A 14,387-nucleotide genomic window follows, 5' to 3' on the forward strand; every position below is an offset into this window, starting at 1 on the left:
ATTGCCGGGAAACGATCACCGCGTCCGTTCCGCTCCTTGAAATGGCATCCCGGCGTTAGCTGTGACCGGCGAGCCAGCGCGCCTCGCCGGCATGAAAGGCTGCGAGCTCGCCGGGCCGATCGTCGCCCAGCAAATCGGGGTTCACCTTCACGCCGCGATGCTGCTGGATATAGGCCAGGAATTTGTAGGACGGACGCAAGGCGGCGAGCTGCGGCCAGTCGACAGGAAGCGTCTGCGACGGGTTGACGGGTTTCATCACATCCCGTTCGAACAGGACCTCGAAGCTCAGCAACTTCCAGCTCCCGGAATCCCGCACGGCGCGTGAGAAGAAGCGACAGAAGACGTGAAAGTCCACCTCCACCTCATCGAGCATGGTTCGGTTAAAGATCATTGCCGGGCTTTCCACCGTTGCCCGGTCGCCGGCCACTTGCGCGAAGGCCGGGAACACCCAGTGCTTGCCGCTGCTCTTCGTCCCCATCCATTTGCGCGAGGCCTCGACATAGGCCTCGCCGCCGTGCCCGTCGTACCAGCTGGTGCGGACATAGGCGTCGGGATGAAAGCACGCGCTCATCACGTCGAAGCGCTGCTGGTCGCGGGCGAAGCGCTCGCGCCGCACCAGATCGAACAGCTCTTCGCGGTCGAGAAGGTTCTGAAGGCGCGTTTCGTCATCCGGTTTCATGGTCGCTCCTGAATTTTTGTCTATGTCGGTACAAAGTCGGGACCCATCGGGGTTCGGGCGCCCCAACGAGCCCGAACCCCGATGGCGGCCTGTCAGTCGACTTCCTGCAGGCCTTCCTCGCGCACCTTGCGGAACCGTGGCGATATGATCGACAGGAGCAGCAGGCCGGCGACGATCAGCGTCCCGAGACTGAGCGGGCTGGTGAAGAAGACGCTCGCATCCCCCTGCGAGATCAAAAGCGCACGGCGCAGATATTCTTCAGCCATCGGGCCAAGGATCAGGGCAAGGACCAGCGGCGCTGGTTCGGCTCCCACCTTCTTGAAGAAATAGCCGAGCGCCCCGAACAGAGCCATCATGTAGACGTCGAAGACGCTGTTGCTGATGCTGTAGACGCCAATCGTCGTGAAGACGCAGATCATCGGGAACAGGAAATGATACGGCACCGAGATCAGCTTTGCCCAGATGCCGACGAGAGGCAGGTTGAGGAACAACAGCATCAGATTGCCGATCCACATCGACACGATCAGACCCCAGAAAAGCGCCGGCTGCTGCGACAGGATTTCCGGCCCTGGCTGGACGCCCTGGACGACGAGGGCTCCGATCATCAGCGCCATGGTCGCGGTTCCGGGAAGCCCCAGCGTCAGCATCGGGATGAAACAGGTTTGCGCCGCGGCGTTGTTTGCTGCCTCCGGGGCTGCGACACCCTCGATGGCGCCTTTGCCGAATTCCTCGGGGTGACGCGAAACCTTCTTTTCGAGCGCATAGGCGGAAAACGATGCGAGCAGGACGCCGGCTCCCGGCAGGACTCCCAGCAGCACGCCGATGCCCGTGCCGCGCAGGATCGGCATGACCATCCGTTTCCAGTCCTCGCGGGTCGGGAAGAGGCTGCTGACACGCGCCACGCCGGTCATGCGGTTGCTCTCGTTCTCAAGGTTCGCCAAAACGTCGCCCAGGCCGAAGATGCCCGTGGCGACGACGACGAAATCCAGCCCGTCGAGCAGATTGGGCGAACCGAATGTGTAGCGCGCGGCGCCCGAATTGATGTCGGTTCCGATCATGCCGAGAACGATGCCGAAGAGCGCCATGCCGAAGGCGGTGAGCAGCGATCCGCTGGTCAGCACCATCGAGGTGATGAGGCCGAGCACGATCAGCGAGAAATATTCGGCAGGACCGAAGGTGAGCGCCAGGCTCGCCAGCAGCGGCGCTGCGATCACGATGAACAGGGTGCCGACGCTGCCGGCGAAGAAGCTGCCGATCGCCGCTGCCGCCAGCGCGCGCCCGGCCTTGCCCTGTTTGGCCATCTCGTGCCCGTCGAGCGTGGTCACCACAGACGAGGCCTCGCCGGGCAGGTTCATCAGGATCGCCGTCGTCGAGCCGCCATACTGTGAGCCGTAGAAAATGCCCGCCAGCATGATCATCGCGGTATCCACCGGCAGCCCGAAAGTGAAGGGCAGCAGCATCGAGATCGTGGCGATCGGACCCACCCCCGGCAACACGCCGACCGCGGTTCCAAGCAGCACGCCGAGGAAGCAATAGATGAAATTCGAAAAGGTGGTGGCTGTGGAAAGCCCGAGCATAAGCCCGCTGAAGATGTCCATGGCGTCCTCCCGGTAGTCTTTTTAGAAGTGGCCGATTGCGTGCAGCCAGGTCCCGATGATCGGTATGGGCAGGCCGAGCAGTTCGACGAAGACGATGGCGCAGACGGCCGAGAATGTAGCCGCGCCTGCCGTTGCCATCCAGTTCAACCTGAATTTGACGCTCGCCGTGGCGGCGATCGTCAACAGCATCATGACCGCCAGAGGCATGCCCAGTTTCTCGACCAGCAGACCAAACAGGATCACCGCCAGCGGCACGACCACAAGAGGCAGCCAGCGTGCCGCCCGAACGGGTTCGCCTGTCGCCAACCGAGCCCGCATCAAAATAGCGATGCCGGTCACAGCGAGCAGGGTCGAGACGATCACCGGAAAGTAGCCCGGTCCCATGCGGCCCGCGGTGCCAAAGGGATAATTCAGCGCGATCAGGCCGAAAACCACGCCGACCGTTGTGAAGAATGTCCCCAAAATAGCGTCTTGGCTGAGCTTCATTCGAGGATCTCCGTGCGATGAAGTTTAGGGCGTGATGCGATGACGGAGGTCGGAGACGGCAGCCTGTCGCTACCCGGGAGACGACCGTCGATCGCGTATGGTAGACCGGATCAATACAAGGACAGACGGCGCTGGCAACTTCGACGGCGCTGCATTTCGCCAGACGAAGGGCTGGCTAAAGGTGACGGCCCTCATCGACAGGGACGACAATACCGGTCGAACTGGTCAGGTTGACGGCACATGCCGTAACCGCGCGGGCGACATCGTCCGCGGTGGTAACGCGGCCAAGCGGCAGTCGTTCGGCCGTCTTTTCCAGTTGTTCGCGTGTGCGATGGGGTACGAAATCCGTATCGACCCCGGCGGGTGAAACCGAAAAGACCCGGATTTTCGGCGCCAGCACTTTCGCGAGCGCGATTGTCAGGGAATCCAGCCCGCCCTTCGCCGCCAGATAGGCAAGGCTGCTGCCCAGGCCGGTGCGTGCGGCGATGGACGATATGTTGACGATGACCGAATTGTCGCCGCGTTCCAGCAGCGGACGCAGTGCCCTGATCGTCGCGAACGGCCCGCGCAGGTTGAGCATGACGGCACGGTCGAAGATATCGTCGGTCAGCGCATCCAGATCGTTGGCCGGGACCGGCGTCGTCGCGCCGCCCGAATTGATGAGAGCATCGAGGGAGCCGAATCGTTCGCCGATTGAAGCCGCGGCTTCCGCGATGGAGGCGGGATCGTCGATGGCGACGCGCAAGGAGAAGTGGCCGCTGCCCTGCAGCCCGCGCACCACATCCTCGGCAACATCGCGCCGGCTGTTGTAACCGACCGCAATCCTGGAGCCCATGGCGGCAAGGCGCGCCGCCGTCGCCCGCCCGATTCCGCCGCTGCCGCCGGTGACCAGCGCCGTTCGCGGAACGGCAAGGGTCGGCACCTCGATCAAGGGCATGAATATTCCTCCCATTGCGCGGCAGAGGCCGCGATCAGTCCGCCGCCTTTTGCCAGAGCGCGTCTGCCGGCTTCGGCTTGCTCAGCCGGCATAGTCCTTTATCGCGGCGGCTGCTGCCGTGCGGATGAAACCGTGATCGCTGGACAGCGCCATCGCCGTCGAGCCGAGTTCGGACGCGAAATCGAAATCCGCCTTGCTGGTCGGCAGCATCATCAAGGGCGTGGACGCATCCCGTGCAGCGGCTGCGATGCGTTTGCTGATTTCGGCGACCTTTGCCGCCGCTTGCGGGTCGTCGCCGAAGGAAGCGGTCAGGTCACCGCGTCCGATGAAAATGGCGTCGATGCCGTCGACCCTGGCGATGTCACCGGCCAGATCCACCGCGTCCTGATCCTCGATCATCGCGATGACGGCCACCTGGCTGTCCTGCAGCGCCATGTGCCGCGTTCCGCTCACGCTGCCCCAGTTGCTGGCCCGCGTCAGTCCGGCAAAGCCGCGGCTGCCGCCGGCGTAACGGCTGGCTCGCACGATGGCCCTGGCCTTTTCGACCGAGGTCACGTGGGGAACCATGATCCCCATCGCGCCGCAGTCCAAAGCCGACAGGATATGCGCGTCGGTGAACTCCGGAACGCGCACCAGCGGCGCGATGCCGGAGGCGCGGGCGGCGAGGATCATCAGGTCCGTCATGCCGCGGTCGAGCGGCGCATGCTCCTGATCGATGATGACGAAGTCATAGCCGATCGGCCCCAGCATCTCGATCACTTGCGTCGTCGGCAGCTTGAGAAACGTGCCGAGCAGGCGCTGGCGGGCGAGCAACCGGTCGCGGAAGGAGGAAAACGGGGCGCGTGCGTCGGACATGTCTGCTTCCTTTTGTCGGCCTCCTTCTAACGGGGCAACCGTGGCGCACCACCCCCGATCCCGGCCCATTTCTCTCTGCGGAACGCCCGATGCACACCTCGACGTTTCTGTCGGCGAAACAGGCGGCCAACAAGGTTGCCGATGAAGGACCGGGATGCGAGCCACGGCGAGATTCAATTGCGACGTATCTTGCGTGCGCTTGCCGAGGAATGAAAATTGGCCGATCCCACCATCATAAGCTGCGCCGTGACAGGCAACATCACCACGCCGGAGCAGACACCTTACCTGCCGGTCTCGCCGCAACAGATCGCCGAGGCTTGCCTCGACGCCGTCCGGGCTGGCGCTGCCATCGTCCATATCCATGTCCGGCATCCGGATGGACGGCCAAGCATGGAGCTTGCCCACTATCGGGAAGTCGTCGAACGCCTGCGCGCGGCCGACGAGGATGTGATCATCAACCTGACCACTGGTCCCGGCGGCCGCTTCATTCCGGGCGACGACGACCCGAGCGTCGCCGCGCCGGGAACCACGCTGCTGCCGCCGGAACGCCGCGTCGCCCACATTGCGGCGCTGCGGCCGGAACTGTGCAGTCTCGATTTCAACACCATGTATTCTGGCTCCTCCGTCGTCATCAACACGCCGCGCAATCTGGCCGTCATGGCGGAGGTCATCGCCGAGGCTGGCGTGAGGCCTGAACTCGAGGTCTTCGATACCGGCGACATCCAGCTCGCCAACCATTTCATCAGTGACGGAAAGCTCGATGCGCCGGCCCTTTTCCAGATCGTTCTCGGGGTCCGTTATGGTGCGATCGCGACGCCCGAAACCCTGATGTACATGAAGACGCTGCTACCGGCGGGCTCGCACTGGGGCGCCTTCGGCATCGGCCGCTGGGAATTTCCCATGCTGGCGCAGACTTGGCTTCTGGGCGGCCACGTGCGGGTCGGTCTGGAAGACAACATCTATCTGGAGAAAGGCGTTCTGGCGGAAAGCAACGCCGTTCTGGTCAGCAAGGCGGTTCGCATCCTGAAAGAGCTTGGCGGCAGCGTCGCCACGCCCGCCCAGGCGCGTGAAATCCTCAGGCTGAAGAAGCAGGACCCGAAGCCGGCCTGAGACCGGGGCGCCAGCCGGGACAGTCGACGACATCAACCAAACGGAGAAGACCATGTACGTTCAGAGCGATCCGCGATCCAGCCTGTCGCAGGACAAGAAACCGGCGGCCGCGCGGGTCCACGAAAGCTTTTTCGGCTCGCAGCTTGCGCTGTTCCATGCAACCGAGCCGCAGGTGAAGGACGCCAATGGCGACACCTGGATCAGCCGCGGGCAGAACTTCGTCGTCGCCTACAGCGCCGGCAGGAAGGGCGGCGTTTTTTCACGCGCCGCGCAGCCGGATGAATATGCGATCATCCTCCCCGACAGGGAAACCGAAGTCGAGATCACCACCGCCGAAGGCAGCACCGTCGTGCCGGGTTATTCGGTGGCCTTCGTGCCGCCGGGCGAAAGCACGATCAGGATGTTGACGCCAGGAGCCGTCGTGCGGCTCTTCACGCCGAAATCCAGGGACATGGCCGATGCCGCTTCGAATGCGGACGCCTTCGCCGGTCCGCACCCCAACGTACCGCCGTTCGAGCCATGGCCCGAACCGGCGGGCGGCCTCAAGCTCAGGTGGTACACGCTGGACGTCCCGGACGACCCATCGCGGTTCGGCAGGATCTACCGATGCACCACCTTCATGATCAACTACCTGTCGCCGCGCATCGGGCCGCGCGAGCGCGACAAGGTTTCGCCGCATCATCACGACGATTTCGAACAATGCTCGCTGGCGGTAAGCGGCACTTTCACGCATCATCTTCGCTGGCCGTGGACGACGAACATGAACGTATGGCGCGAGGACGAGCATCTGTTCTGCGGCTCACCGTCGATCTGCGTGATACCGCCTCCTTCCATCCACACGACGACGGCGGAATCGGCCGGCGTGAACCAGCTGGTCGATATCTTCGCGCCGCCGCGGGTGGATTTTTCTCTCAAGCCGGGCTGGGTGCTTAACGAGGACGACTATCCGATGCCCGGCAAGTGAGCGCGGCCCATTAACGCAAAAAGCGGTCCCGTTTGCCACGGGACCGCTTTGTCTTGGGAAGATCGCTTGAAGCGTGTCAGTCCGTCAGGCCGACCAGCCGCGCCGGGTTGTCCGCCACCATCGTGCGGACATCCGCTTCGCTGAAGCCGAGCGCCAGGCAAAGCTTGATGGCCTGCCGCATGCCTTCGACCGGGGTGGGATTGTCCACCTGGCCGAGGTCCGATCCGATCGAGGAATGCGCCACGCCGGCCGCCTCGATGTGCTCCTTGAGCTCCTGCGGCGTGTAGGTATTGAAACGCGAATCGACATACATGCCCGCGGACTGTTCGACCAGCGCGCCGAGATTGGCGAGGTCGCGAATGTCGGCGTAGGTGAAGTGCAGGCCGTACATGGGATGGTTGATCAGCAGCCGCTTGACGCCGCGGGAACGCGCCTCCTCGAACAGCTTCCAGATCTCCCAGACATGCAGGTGGCCCGACGACAGGATCGCATCGAATTCGGCGATCAGGTCGAGGATCTGCTTTACCTCGTCGATAACATTTCCATAGCCGTCGACGGCGCTCAGCGCCGGGAAGCTGCGAAGCTGGACATTGGTCGCAAGGCGCGTCTTGCGGTGGGCGCTACGGACGTGGTTGGCCGCCTGCGCCGTCGGCATCCAGATCAGCTTGGCGCCCATCTTGAGCTGCGCGTCGACGACGAAGGGATCGAACCCGCCGGTGGAATTGTTGAGGACAAGGCCGCTGTACATGGCGAAGTCCGGCTTGTTCAGCAGACGGTCCATCATCGGGATGACCGGCGCCACAGAATAGTGGTGGTCCTTGAACAGAACGCCTCGCATCCCCGCCGCTGCCGCCTCTTCCGCCGCCTGCATGTGGTCGAGCTGTCGCGGCATGGTGGAGGGGCCGGAATGGACATGAAGGTCGAGCGCGCCCTTGAGCAGACGGCTTGCCGTATCCTCGTCGATGCCGGCGATGAGCCGCCTGACTTCCTCACGATTCCTGTTCACTTCTTCCGCCGCAGCCATGCTCGTTCTCCAATCGGTGTGCGGGCATCGCTTAAAGATTGACTCCGGGGTGCCTCAACCTATAGTCGCCCTCGTTTCGCTGGTCGAAACGAGCTTGACGCTGCGGGAGAAGAGCGATGGGCATTCGAGCAATCGAGCGCGCGATGAACGTATTGCAGGAACTGAACCTGCAGCCGATCAACACGATCGCGCAGTTGCACGCCAGGACGAAGCTGCCGAAGCCGACCCTCGTACGAATTCTCAAGACGCTGGAGGAGGCAGGCTATGTGGAGAACGACGCACGGCAGGGTGGATACCAGGTCAGCGCGCTGGTCACGTCGCTGAGTTCGGGCTTTCACAAGGGGCCGCTCGTCGTCGAGGCCGGACGCGCCTGGGCGGTGGCGATCACGCGCAAGCACAAATGGCCGCTGGCGATCGCATTGCCGGACTACGACGGCATGGTGATACGTTTCAGCACCGTGCCGGACAGTTCGATGTCCCCCTTTCACAGCACCGTCAACAAGCGCCTGTGCATGCTGACGCGCGGGCTTGGCCTCGCCTATCTCTCGTTCCTCGACAAGGAGGAATTCGGACTGGTCGTCGATATATTGAAGCGCTCGGACGACCCGGAAAATGCGCTCAGTCACCATCCGGAAGAGTTGAAACGGCTGGTCGACAGAATCCGCGAAGACGGCTATGCGACCCGTTCTTCGATGGTCGAACCGCGCAATTCCAATACGATCGCAGTGCCCATCGTCAGCCATGGCGGCCGCGTTCTGGCGAGCCTCGGGCTGAGCTATTTCAAGTCGGCATTCGGTTCGGACAAGGAAGCCTGCGACCGCTATGTGCCGATATTGCAGTCGGCGGCTTCGGCCATCGCCGACGATCTGGAGCGTCTTTCCAGCAGCATCGCTCTCGACGTGAGCGCCGTGACCTCGAACTGACCGGTTCAAGCCGGTCTTGAGAAATTGCCGCCATTGCGGCGGCAGTCTCCTTCTATCGGAACAGCCTCAGCCAGGGCGCCAGGTGGAAGACGCTCATCAGCAGATACATCGGCGCCATTCCGCCCACCGGCAACACGCCCGGCGCGGCCATGCAGATCATGTCCGTGCCTGTCATCGCCGTCAGCAGCGCCATGGCGGCGAAGGTCGGCGTCGCCGCCAGGCACAGCCAGTCGGCCATGCCTCGCTTGTCTGAGAGACCCGTCGAAGCCTGGTGGAGCGATGGGCTGTTCGGCAGGTCGAGATGGACGGACATGGCTCTCAGCCCCGGCCGTAACTGTCGTGGTGGCGCCACCAGATGCCATTCTCGTTGCGGCCCTTCGGCGCCCGGTCGAGCCATTGATAGACGCCCCAGATGCTGTCGACGCCGCGCGCGAAGGACGAATAGGTGTGATAGATGACGCCTTCTTCGAGCACGAAGCCGCTGACGCCCGGCCTGTCGCGCGTGTAGGTGGCGACGTCGGTTCCGGTCATGCCGGCGAGCAGGCCTTCCGGCCCCTCGTGGCCTGCCGGCTGCGCCCTGGTCAACATCGCTTCGGGCATAGGCGGCTCGCGCCGGTAATTGTATTCGATACCGCCGTCGCGCTGCTGCTGTTCGGTGAACCAGACGTTGAAGTCGGCATTGAAGTCGCTGCCGAAGGATGACGCCCAGTCGAACGTCCAGCCCATGCGCTGCTTGAAGGCCTGAAGCTTGGCCAGCGGCGCCCGCGACACCGCCGAGAAGGCGACGTCATGGTTCTCCAGATGGACGGTGACGCCATTGAAGCCGTCGGCGATGGACGAGCAGGACGGGCAGCCGGCGGTATAGTCCGGCCCGAACATGAAATGATAGACGAGAAGCTGCGAGCGGCCCTTGAAGAGGTCGGCCAGCGAACGGCTGCCCGCATCGGTGTCGAACCGGTAGTCCTTGTCGACCCGCACCCATGGCAATTCCTGCCGTTGCCGGGCTACCTCGTCGCTCCGCCGCGTCAGCTCCTTTTCCGCTTCCAGCAAGTCGATGCGTGCCGCGAGCCAGTCATGGCGGGTTCCGGTTGTGTGTGTGGTCATCGTTCCAGTCCTTCTGTTTCAGCGCGGCCGTTCGGAAAACGGCTTGCTGGTTGGTCGTCATGAACTACCTTAGGGACCGGCTCAGGAGGGTGAGAGTGACAAGTGTGACGCGATTCAGATGGACTCGCTGATCACCGCCGCGGCGCTGGCGCTGGCGGCGGGCGATCCCATCGGTGCGCTCAAGCGCGTCGCCCTGCGCGGCGATGCCCCGGCGCTGGCGCTGCGCGGCATCGCCATGGCCCAGCTCGGCGATCTCGAACGCGCAAAATTCCTGCTGAAGAGCGCTGGACGTGCATTCGGCCCCCGGGAAGCGCTGGCGCGGGCGCGCTGCGTGGTCGCGGAGGCAGAAATCGCGCTCGTCTCGCGCGATCTCGGCTGGCCGGCCAGGGCGCTGGATGCGGCGCGGGCGACGCTGGAAGCGCATGGCGAGCATGTGAACGCCGCGCACGCGCGTAATCTGGAAGTGCGGCGGCTGCTGCTGGTCGGCCGCCTCGACGAGGCGGAGGATGTACTTGCCAGGTTCGGCGGCACGGCGCTGCCGCCAGCCGTCACGACGGCGCGCGAACTCGCCGTTGCCGGCATCGCCATGCGGCGGCTGCGCACCGGGGCGGCGCGCGAGGCGTTGGACCGGGCTATGGAGGCTGCTCGCGCCGCGAACATCCAGCCACTCACGGCGGAGGTCGAACACGCGTTCGCTATCTTGCGGGCTCCCGCCGCGCGGTTGATCGAAGGCGGCGCGGGTCGCGTGCTCCTACTCGACGATGTCGAGGCGCTTTTCGCTTCGGACACGCTGGTCGTCGATGCCTGCCGCAATGTGGTGCGCGGCGCGGACCATGTCGTCTCGCTGGCGACGCGGCCGGTGCTGTTCGCGCTGGCGCGCGCGCTGGCCGAGGCATGGCCGGCGGATGTCTCGCGCAGCCTGCTGGTTGCACGCGGTTTCGGCGGCAGGGAAGCCGACGAATCGCATCGCGCCCGCCTGCGGGTGGAGATCGGCCGGCTGCGCGCCGAACTGAAGGGACTGGCGGAGATCAAGGCGACGAAGCGCGGCTTTGCCTTGGTCCTACGCAGCAAGGCCGCTGTCGCGGTACTGGCGCCGCCGGTGGAGGACCAGAATGCCTCGGTCCTCGCCTTGCTGGCCGATGGCGAGGCGTGGTCGAGCTCGGCTCTGTCGATCGCGTTGGGGACCAGCCCGCGTACCGTACAACGGGCGCTGGAACAGCTTTCCATGGCCGGAAAAGTGCAGTTTTTCGGCCGAGGCCGCGCGCGCCGGTGGATCGCGCCCTCGGTGCCGGGTTTCCCGACAACCTTGTTACTCCCGGGTCCGCTGCCGAGCGACTAGTCTGGGTTCAGCAAAGGAGATGAGACGATGGACAGATCGCAGGCCCAGATCATTGACGAATATGGACCATTCGCCGGAGCCGATGTCGGCGGTGTCACCTATGACGGCCGGCATGTCTGGTTCGCTTCGGGCGACAGGCTGAACGCGCTCGACCCCGCGACCGGCAAGACGGTGCGCACGGTGGATGTCGCCGCTCATGCCGGCACGGCATTCGACGGCAAGCACCTTTTCCAGATTACCGAGGATCGTATCCACAAGATCGACCCGGCCACCGGCCGCATCCTGGCGACGATCCCGGCGCCGGGCGGCGGCGATTCCGGCCTGGCATGGGCCGAGGGCTCGCTCTGGGTCGGTCAGTATCGCGACCGGAAAATCCACCAGATCGATCCCGACACCGGCAAGATCATCCGCACGATCGAGTCCAACCGCTTCGTCACCGGCGTAACCTGGGTGGACGGCGAGTTGTGGCACGGCACCTGGGAAGGCGACGAGAGCGAATTGCGCCGCATCGACCCGCAGACGGGCGAGGTGCTGGATGAACTCGACATGCCGGCCGGCATGGGGATATCCGGTCTCGAATCGGACGGCGGCGACCGGTTCTTTGCCGGAGGCGGAAAAAGCGGCCGCGTGCGGGTCATACGCCGCCCGGTACGGGCCGGCGCCATTGGCAAAGGTGTACGAACTTCCACCGGCGCTGCTTGATACGGAAGATCCAACCGTTCGGCCCGCTTTGGCCGAACGGTTTTGACCTCCGAGCCGTTCAGCTTTGCCGGGAGCCTTCGAGTTCATCCTCCATGTGAGCCCGGATGATCTCGTCGAAGCTGCTCTCGGCCTCGAAGCCGAGTTCGCGGGCGCGCGTGGCGGCAAAGCGGGTCGGCCAGTTGCGCACGATCGCCCAGATCGTGTCGTCCGGTTCCTCTCGGATCAGCTTGACAGCATCCTCCCCTGCAATGCGCCGCAGCGCCTCGATCTGTTCGCCGACGCTGACGCCGACGCCCGGCATGGTCAGGTTGCGGCGCGGGCCGACCGTGGCGCCGTCGAGCCCGGCGGCGTGAATCAGGAACCCGATGGCCGAACGCGGGCTGGCATGGGTGTGCACCACCGAGCGCGGCACCGGCAGCGCTGCCTCCATGCCCGCCAGCGGTTCGCGGATGATGCCGGAGAAGAAACCGGACGCCGCCTTGTTCGGCTTGCCGGGCCGCACGCAGATCGTCGGCAGGCGGATGCCGATGCCATCAAAGAAGCCCTTGCGCGTGTAATCGGCCAGCAGCGCCTCGCTCATCATCTTCTGCACCCCGTAGGAGGTGAGTGGCGTCAGGTGGAAATCGTCGGGAATGATGTCGGGGAAAGGCGCGCCGAACACGGCGATGGACGAGGTGAACACGACGCGCGGCTGGATGCCGGCCCTGCGGATCGCTTCGAACAGGGCGCGGGTGCCGTCGAGATTGACCCTGTAGCCGAGGTCGAAATTGGCTTCCGCCTCGCCCGAGACCACGCCGGCAAGATGGAAGACGACGTCGGGCCGGGTTGCGACCAGCGCATCGGTGGTTTCCACCTTCGCCAGATCGCCTGTGGAGGCTGTCACCTCAAAAGTGCCGGAATGCGGCACCGCTGGCGGCACGATGTCCTGCAGGATGAGCGCCGAGATCGGCTTGCCCGCCAATTTGCCGTCCCGCAGCAGCCTTTGCGTCAGCTTGCGGCCGATCATGCCGGCTGCGCCGGTGATGAGAATGCGCATGGTCCCTCCTCAGCCGCGTCCGACCAGCGGCATCTTGGTGGCCATGATCGTGACGAACGGCACATTGGCCGCGAGCGGCAGGCCAGCCATGTAGAGCACCGTCTCGGCGACGTGCTTGACGTCCATGACCGGCTCGGCGGCGATCGTGCCGTTGGCCTGCGGAACCCCCTTGGTCATCGGCATCGCCATTTCGGTCAGCGCATTGCCGATATCGACCTGTCCACAGGCGATGTCGAAGGGGCGTCCGTCGAGCGACAGGGTTTTCGTCAGTCCGGTGATGGCGTGCTTGGTCGCGGTATAGGCCGCTGAGCCCGGCCGGGGCGCCTGCGCCGAAACCGAGCCGTTGTTGATGATGCGCCCGCCCATCGGCTTTTGCGCGCGCATACTTCGGAACGCCGCGCGGGCGCACAGGAACGAGCCGGTGAGATTGACCGCGACGATGTCGTTCCACGCCTCGACCGAGATCTCGTCGATGGGGGTTGATTTCAGGCTGCGGCCGGCATTGTTGAACAACAGATCCACGCGGCCGAATTCACGCACCGTGCGTTCGAACAGGGCATCGACGGCGGCGGGATCGGTGACGTCGCAGGCGATGGCGACGGCGCGCCCGGCGGCCCCCCTGCTTTCGGCGACGGCGGCGTCCAGCACGTCCTGGCGCCGGCCGCAGAACACCGTGTTCCATCCCGCTTTGGCGAGCGCGGCGGCAACCGCCTTGCCGACGCCGGTTCCGGCTCCCGTCACGATTGCGGTCTGTGCTGGTCTGGTCATTTCGGCCTCGTCAAATCCGGTAGAAGCGTTGTGCGTTGGTGGCGAAAATCCGTGGGTCGCCGCGCATATGCTGCGGCAGCGCAAGCATCGCGGCGGCAAGCACGTCGCCATACTCGCCGGCCAGCCGGCACACCGGCCAGTCGCTGCCGAACATCAGCCGGTCCGGGCCGAAGCAATTCGCGACGTGCTGCACGAAAGGTTCGATATCCGAAACGCGCCAGTGTGCCGGGTCGGCCTCGGTGATCATGCCGGAAATCTTGCAATGCACGCCTTCGAACGCGGCGACGCGGGCGATGCCGTCGCGCCATGGGTCCAACTGCCCCGCCGCGATCGGCGGCTTGGAGATGTGGTCGATCACCGCGCGCAGGCCGGGCACTTTTTCGAGCGCGGTGGCGACATGGTCCAGATGGCGTGGGAAGGTGAGGAAGTCGAATGCGATGCCGCTTTCGGCGATCTGTTCCAGGCTGCGCAGCACGGCAGGCCTCAATATCCATGCGTCATCGTCGAGATCCTGCAGCATCGGGCGAAGGCCGACGAATTTCGGCTTGCGGCTGTAGCTTGCCAACTGCGCGGCGAAATCCTCGCTCTCCATGTCGAGCCAACCGACCACGCCGGCGATGAAGTCCGTTTCGGCGGCCAGTTGCAGCAGGAAGTCGGTCTCCGCGCGGGTCGGCGCGGCCTGCACGACAATGGTTTTCGCCACACCGAACCGCTTGAGCAGCGGCTCCATGTCGGCCGGCATATAGTCGCGCCGCAGGATGTCCGGCGCGCCGGTCATCCAGCCATAATCGCCCCGCCCGGGGCGCCAGAGATGGTGGTGGGCATCAATGATCATGGTTCCCTCTGTTTTCCCTGCTGGCGG

At 64.6% G+C, this 14,387-nt stretch carries 15 protein-coding genes and 1 pseudogene; 5 read left to right on the plus strand and 11 right to left on the minus strand.

The features are described from left to right. Nucleotides 1–55: 55 nt before the first annotated feature. The 5 genes from J2X35_RS00215 to J2X35_RS00235 form a co-directional block, all read right to left on the minus strand. Complete coding sequence (locus tag J2X35_RS00215) at nt 56–679, minus strand: nuclear transport factor 2 family protein (protein ID WP_056107087.1); 624 nt, start codon at nt 677–679, stop codon at nt 56–58. 92 nt (nt 680–771) lie between these two features. Beyond that, nucleotides 772–2,277, minus strand: a complete 1,506-nt coding sequence (locus tag J2X35_RS00220) for a tripartite tricarboxylate transporter permease (RefSeq protein WP_310180160.1) — start codon at nt 2,275–2,277, stop codon at nt 772–774. Between the two features lie 21 nt (nt 2,278–2,298). After that, nucleotides 2,299–2,763, minus strand: a complete 465-nt coding sequence (locus tag J2X35_RS00225) for a tripartite tricarboxylate transporter TctB family protein (RefSeq protein WP_310180161.1) — start codon at nt 2,761–2,763, stop codon at nt 2,299–2,301. Nucleotides 2,764–2,938: 175 nt separating this feature from the next. Next, the gene (locus J2X35_RS00230; RefSeq protein WP_310180163.1) at nt 2,939–3,700 is read right to left on the minus strand and encodes an SDR family oxidoreductase; all 762 of its coding nucleotides are present in this window, start codon (nt 3,698–3,700) and stop codon (nt 2,939–2,941) included. Nucleotides 3,701–3,781: 81 nt separating this feature from the next. Next, the gene (locus J2X35_RS00235) at nt 3,782–4,555 is read right to left on the minus strand and encodes an aldolase/citrate lyase family protein (protein ID WP_310180166.1); all 774 of its coding nucleotides are present in this window, start codon (nt 4,553–4,555) and stop codon (nt 3,782–3,784) included. A gap of 216 nt (nt 4,556–4,771) precedes the next feature. On the opposite strand from J2X35_RS00235, the gene J2X35_RS00240 reads away from it, so the two are divergent. After that, on the plus strand, nt 4,772–5,665 hold the full coding sequence (locus J2X35_RS00240) for a 3-keto-5-aminohexanoate cleavage protein (protein WP_056107101.1): 894 nt from the start codon (nt 4,772–4,774) through the stop codon (nt 5,663–5,665). Between the two features lie 52 nt (nt 5,666–5,717). Beyond that, entirely contained in the window at nt 5,718–6,629 is a 912-nt protein-coding gene (locus J2X35_RS00245; RefSeq protein ID WP_310180169.1) for a hypothetical protein, read from the plus strand. Between the two features lie 76 nt (nt 6,630–6,705). Here the strand turns inward: J2X35_RS00245 and J2X35_RS00250 are convergent, their stop codons facing one another. Further along, the gene (locus J2X35_RS00250; RefSeq protein WP_056107103.1) at nt 6,706–7,653 is read right to left on the minus strand and encodes a DUF6282 family protein; all 948 of its coding nucleotides are present in this window, start codon (nt 7,651–7,653) and stop codon (nt 6,706–6,708) included. A 116-nt stretch (nt 7,654–7,769) separates the two neighbouring features. On the opposite strand from J2X35_RS00250, the gene J2X35_RS00255 reads away from it, so the two are divergent. Further along, complete coding sequence (locus J2X35_RS00255; protein ID WP_310180174.1) at nt 7,770–8,576, plus strand: helix-turn-helix domain-containing protein; 807 nt, start codon at nt 7,770–7,772, stop codon at nt 8,574–8,576. A gap of 52 nt (nt 8,577–8,628) precedes the next feature. Here the strand turns inward: J2X35_RS00255 and J2X35_RS00260 are convergent. Together J2X35_RS00260 and J2X35_RS00265 are read right to left on the minus strand one after the other, a co-directional pair. After that, nucleotides 8,629–8,859, minus strand: a pseudogene (locus J2X35_RS00260) (hypothetical protein); the annotation flags it as partial. Nucleotides 8,860–8,894: 35 nt separating this feature from the next. After that, nucleotides 8,895–9,680 (minus strand): thioredoxin family protein, encoded by a 786-nt coding sequence (locus J2X35_RS00265; protein WP_310180177.1) that lies wholly within the window; start codon nt 9,678–9,680, stop codon nt 8,895–8,897. A 118-nt stretch (nt 9,681–9,798) separates the two neighbouring features. On the opposite strand from J2X35_RS00265, the gene J2X35_RS00270 reads away from it, so the two are divergent. Both J2X35_RS00270 and J2X35_RS00275 read left to right on the plus strand, forming a co-directional pair. Then, complete coding sequence (locus J2X35_RS00270; protein WP_310180179.1) at nt 9,799–11,019, plus strand: helix-turn-helix domain-containing protein; 1,221 nt, start codon at nt 9,799–9,801, stop codon at nt 11,017–11,019. 27 nt (nt 11,020–11,046) lie between these two features. Further along, nucleotides 11,047–11,721: a DUF5074 domain-containing protein gene (locus tag J2X35_RS00275; protein WP_056107113.1), complete on the plus strand. Its 675-nt coding sequence runs from the start codon at nt 11,047–11,049 to the stop codon at nt 11,719–11,721. 58 nt (nt 11,722–11,779) lie between these two features. On the opposite strand, the gene denD is transcribed toward J2X35_RS00275, so the two are convergent. Genes denD through J2X35_RS00290 form a run of 3 tightly spaced genes read right to left on the minus strand, consistent with a single transcriptional unit; the run spans nt 11,780 to nt 14,360 of the window. After that, nucleotides 11,780–12,757 carry a D-erythronate dehydrogenase gene (denD, locus tag J2X35_RS00280; RefSeq protein ID WP_310180182.1) on the minus strand — a complete coding sequence of 326 codons (978 nt, stop codon included), beginning with the start codon at nt 12,755–12,757 and terminating at the stop codon, nt 11,780–11,782. Between the two features lie 9 nt (nt 12,758–12,766). Then, complete coding sequence (locus tag J2X35_RS00285) at nt 12,767–13,525, minus strand: SDR family oxidoreductase (protein WP_310180184.1); 759 nt, start codon at nt 13,523–13,525, stop codon at nt 12,767–12,769. 10 nt (nt 13,526–13,535) lie between these two features. After that, complete coding sequence (locus tag J2X35_RS00290) at nt 13,536–14,360, minus strand: amidohydrolase family protein (RefSeq protein ID WP_310180185.1); 825 nt, start codon at nt 14,358–14,360, stop codon at nt 13,536–13,538. Between the last annotated feature and the right edge of the window lie 27 nt (nt 14,361–14,387).

Origin of the sequence: Mesorhizobium sp. BE184 (assembly GCF_031457045.1) — a bacterium.
Lineage (GTDB): Bacteria > Pseudomonadota > Alphaproteobacteria > Rhizobiales > Rhizobiaceae > Mesorhizobium.

Bases quoted from the DNA above. Each gene is read 5' to 3' on its own strand.
- J2X35_RS00215 (WP_056107087.1), bottom strand. From the start codon at position 679: ATGAAACCGGATGACGAAACGCGCCTTCAGAACCTTCTCGACCGCGAA.
- J2X35_RS00220 (WP_310180160.1), bottom strand. From the start codon at position 2,277: ATGGACATCTTCAGCGGGCTTATGCTCGGGCTTTCCACAGCCACCACC.
- J2X35_RS00225 (WP_310180161.1), bottom strand. From the start codon at position 2,763: ATGAAGCTCAGCCAAGACGCTATTTTGGGGACATTCTTCACAACGGTC.
- J2X35_RS00230 (WP_310180163.1), bottom strand. From the start codon at position 3,700: ATGCCCTTGATCGAGGTGCCGACCCTTGCCGTTCCGCGAACGGCGCTG.
- J2X35_RS00235 (WP_310180166.1), bottom strand. From the start codon at position 4,555: ATGTCCGACGCACGCGCCCCGTTTTCCTCCTTCCGCGACCGGTTGCTC.
- J2X35_RS00245 (WP_310180169.1), top strand. From the start codon at position 5,718: ATGTACGTTCAGAGCGATCCGCGATCCAGCCTGTCGCAGGACAAGAAA.
- J2X35_RS00250 (WP_056107103.1), bottom strand. From the start codon at position 7,653: ATGGCTGCGGCGGAAGAAGTGAACAGGAATCGTGAGGAAGTCAGGCGG.
- J2X35_RS00255 (WP_310180174.1), top strand. From the start codon at position 7,770: ATGGGCATTCGAGCAATCGAGCGCGCGATGAACGTATTGCAGGAACTG.
- J2X35_RS00265 (WP_310180177.1), bottom strand. From the start codon at position 9,680: ATGACCACACACACAACCGGAACCCGCCATGACTGGCTCGCGGCACGC.
- J2X35_RS00270 (WP_310180179.1), top strand. From the start codon at position 9,799: ATGGACTCGCTGATCACCGCCGCGGCGCTGGCGCTGGCGGCGGGCGAT.
- J2X35_RS00275 (WP_056107113.1), top strand. From the start codon at position 11,047: ATGGACAGATCGCAGGCCCAGATCATTGACGAATATGGACCATTCGCC.
- denD (WP_310180182.1), bottom strand. From the start codon at position 12,757: ATGCGCATTCTCATCACCGGCGCAGCCGGCATGATCGGCCGCAAGCTG.
- J2X35_RS00285 (WP_310180184.1), bottom strand. From the start codon at position 13,525: ATGACCAGACCAGCACAGACCGCAATCGTGACGGGAGCCGGAACCGGC.
- J2X35_RS00290 (WP_310180185.1), bottom strand. From the start codon at position 14,360: ATGATCATTGATGCCCACCACCATCTCTGGCGCCCCGGGCGGGGCGAT.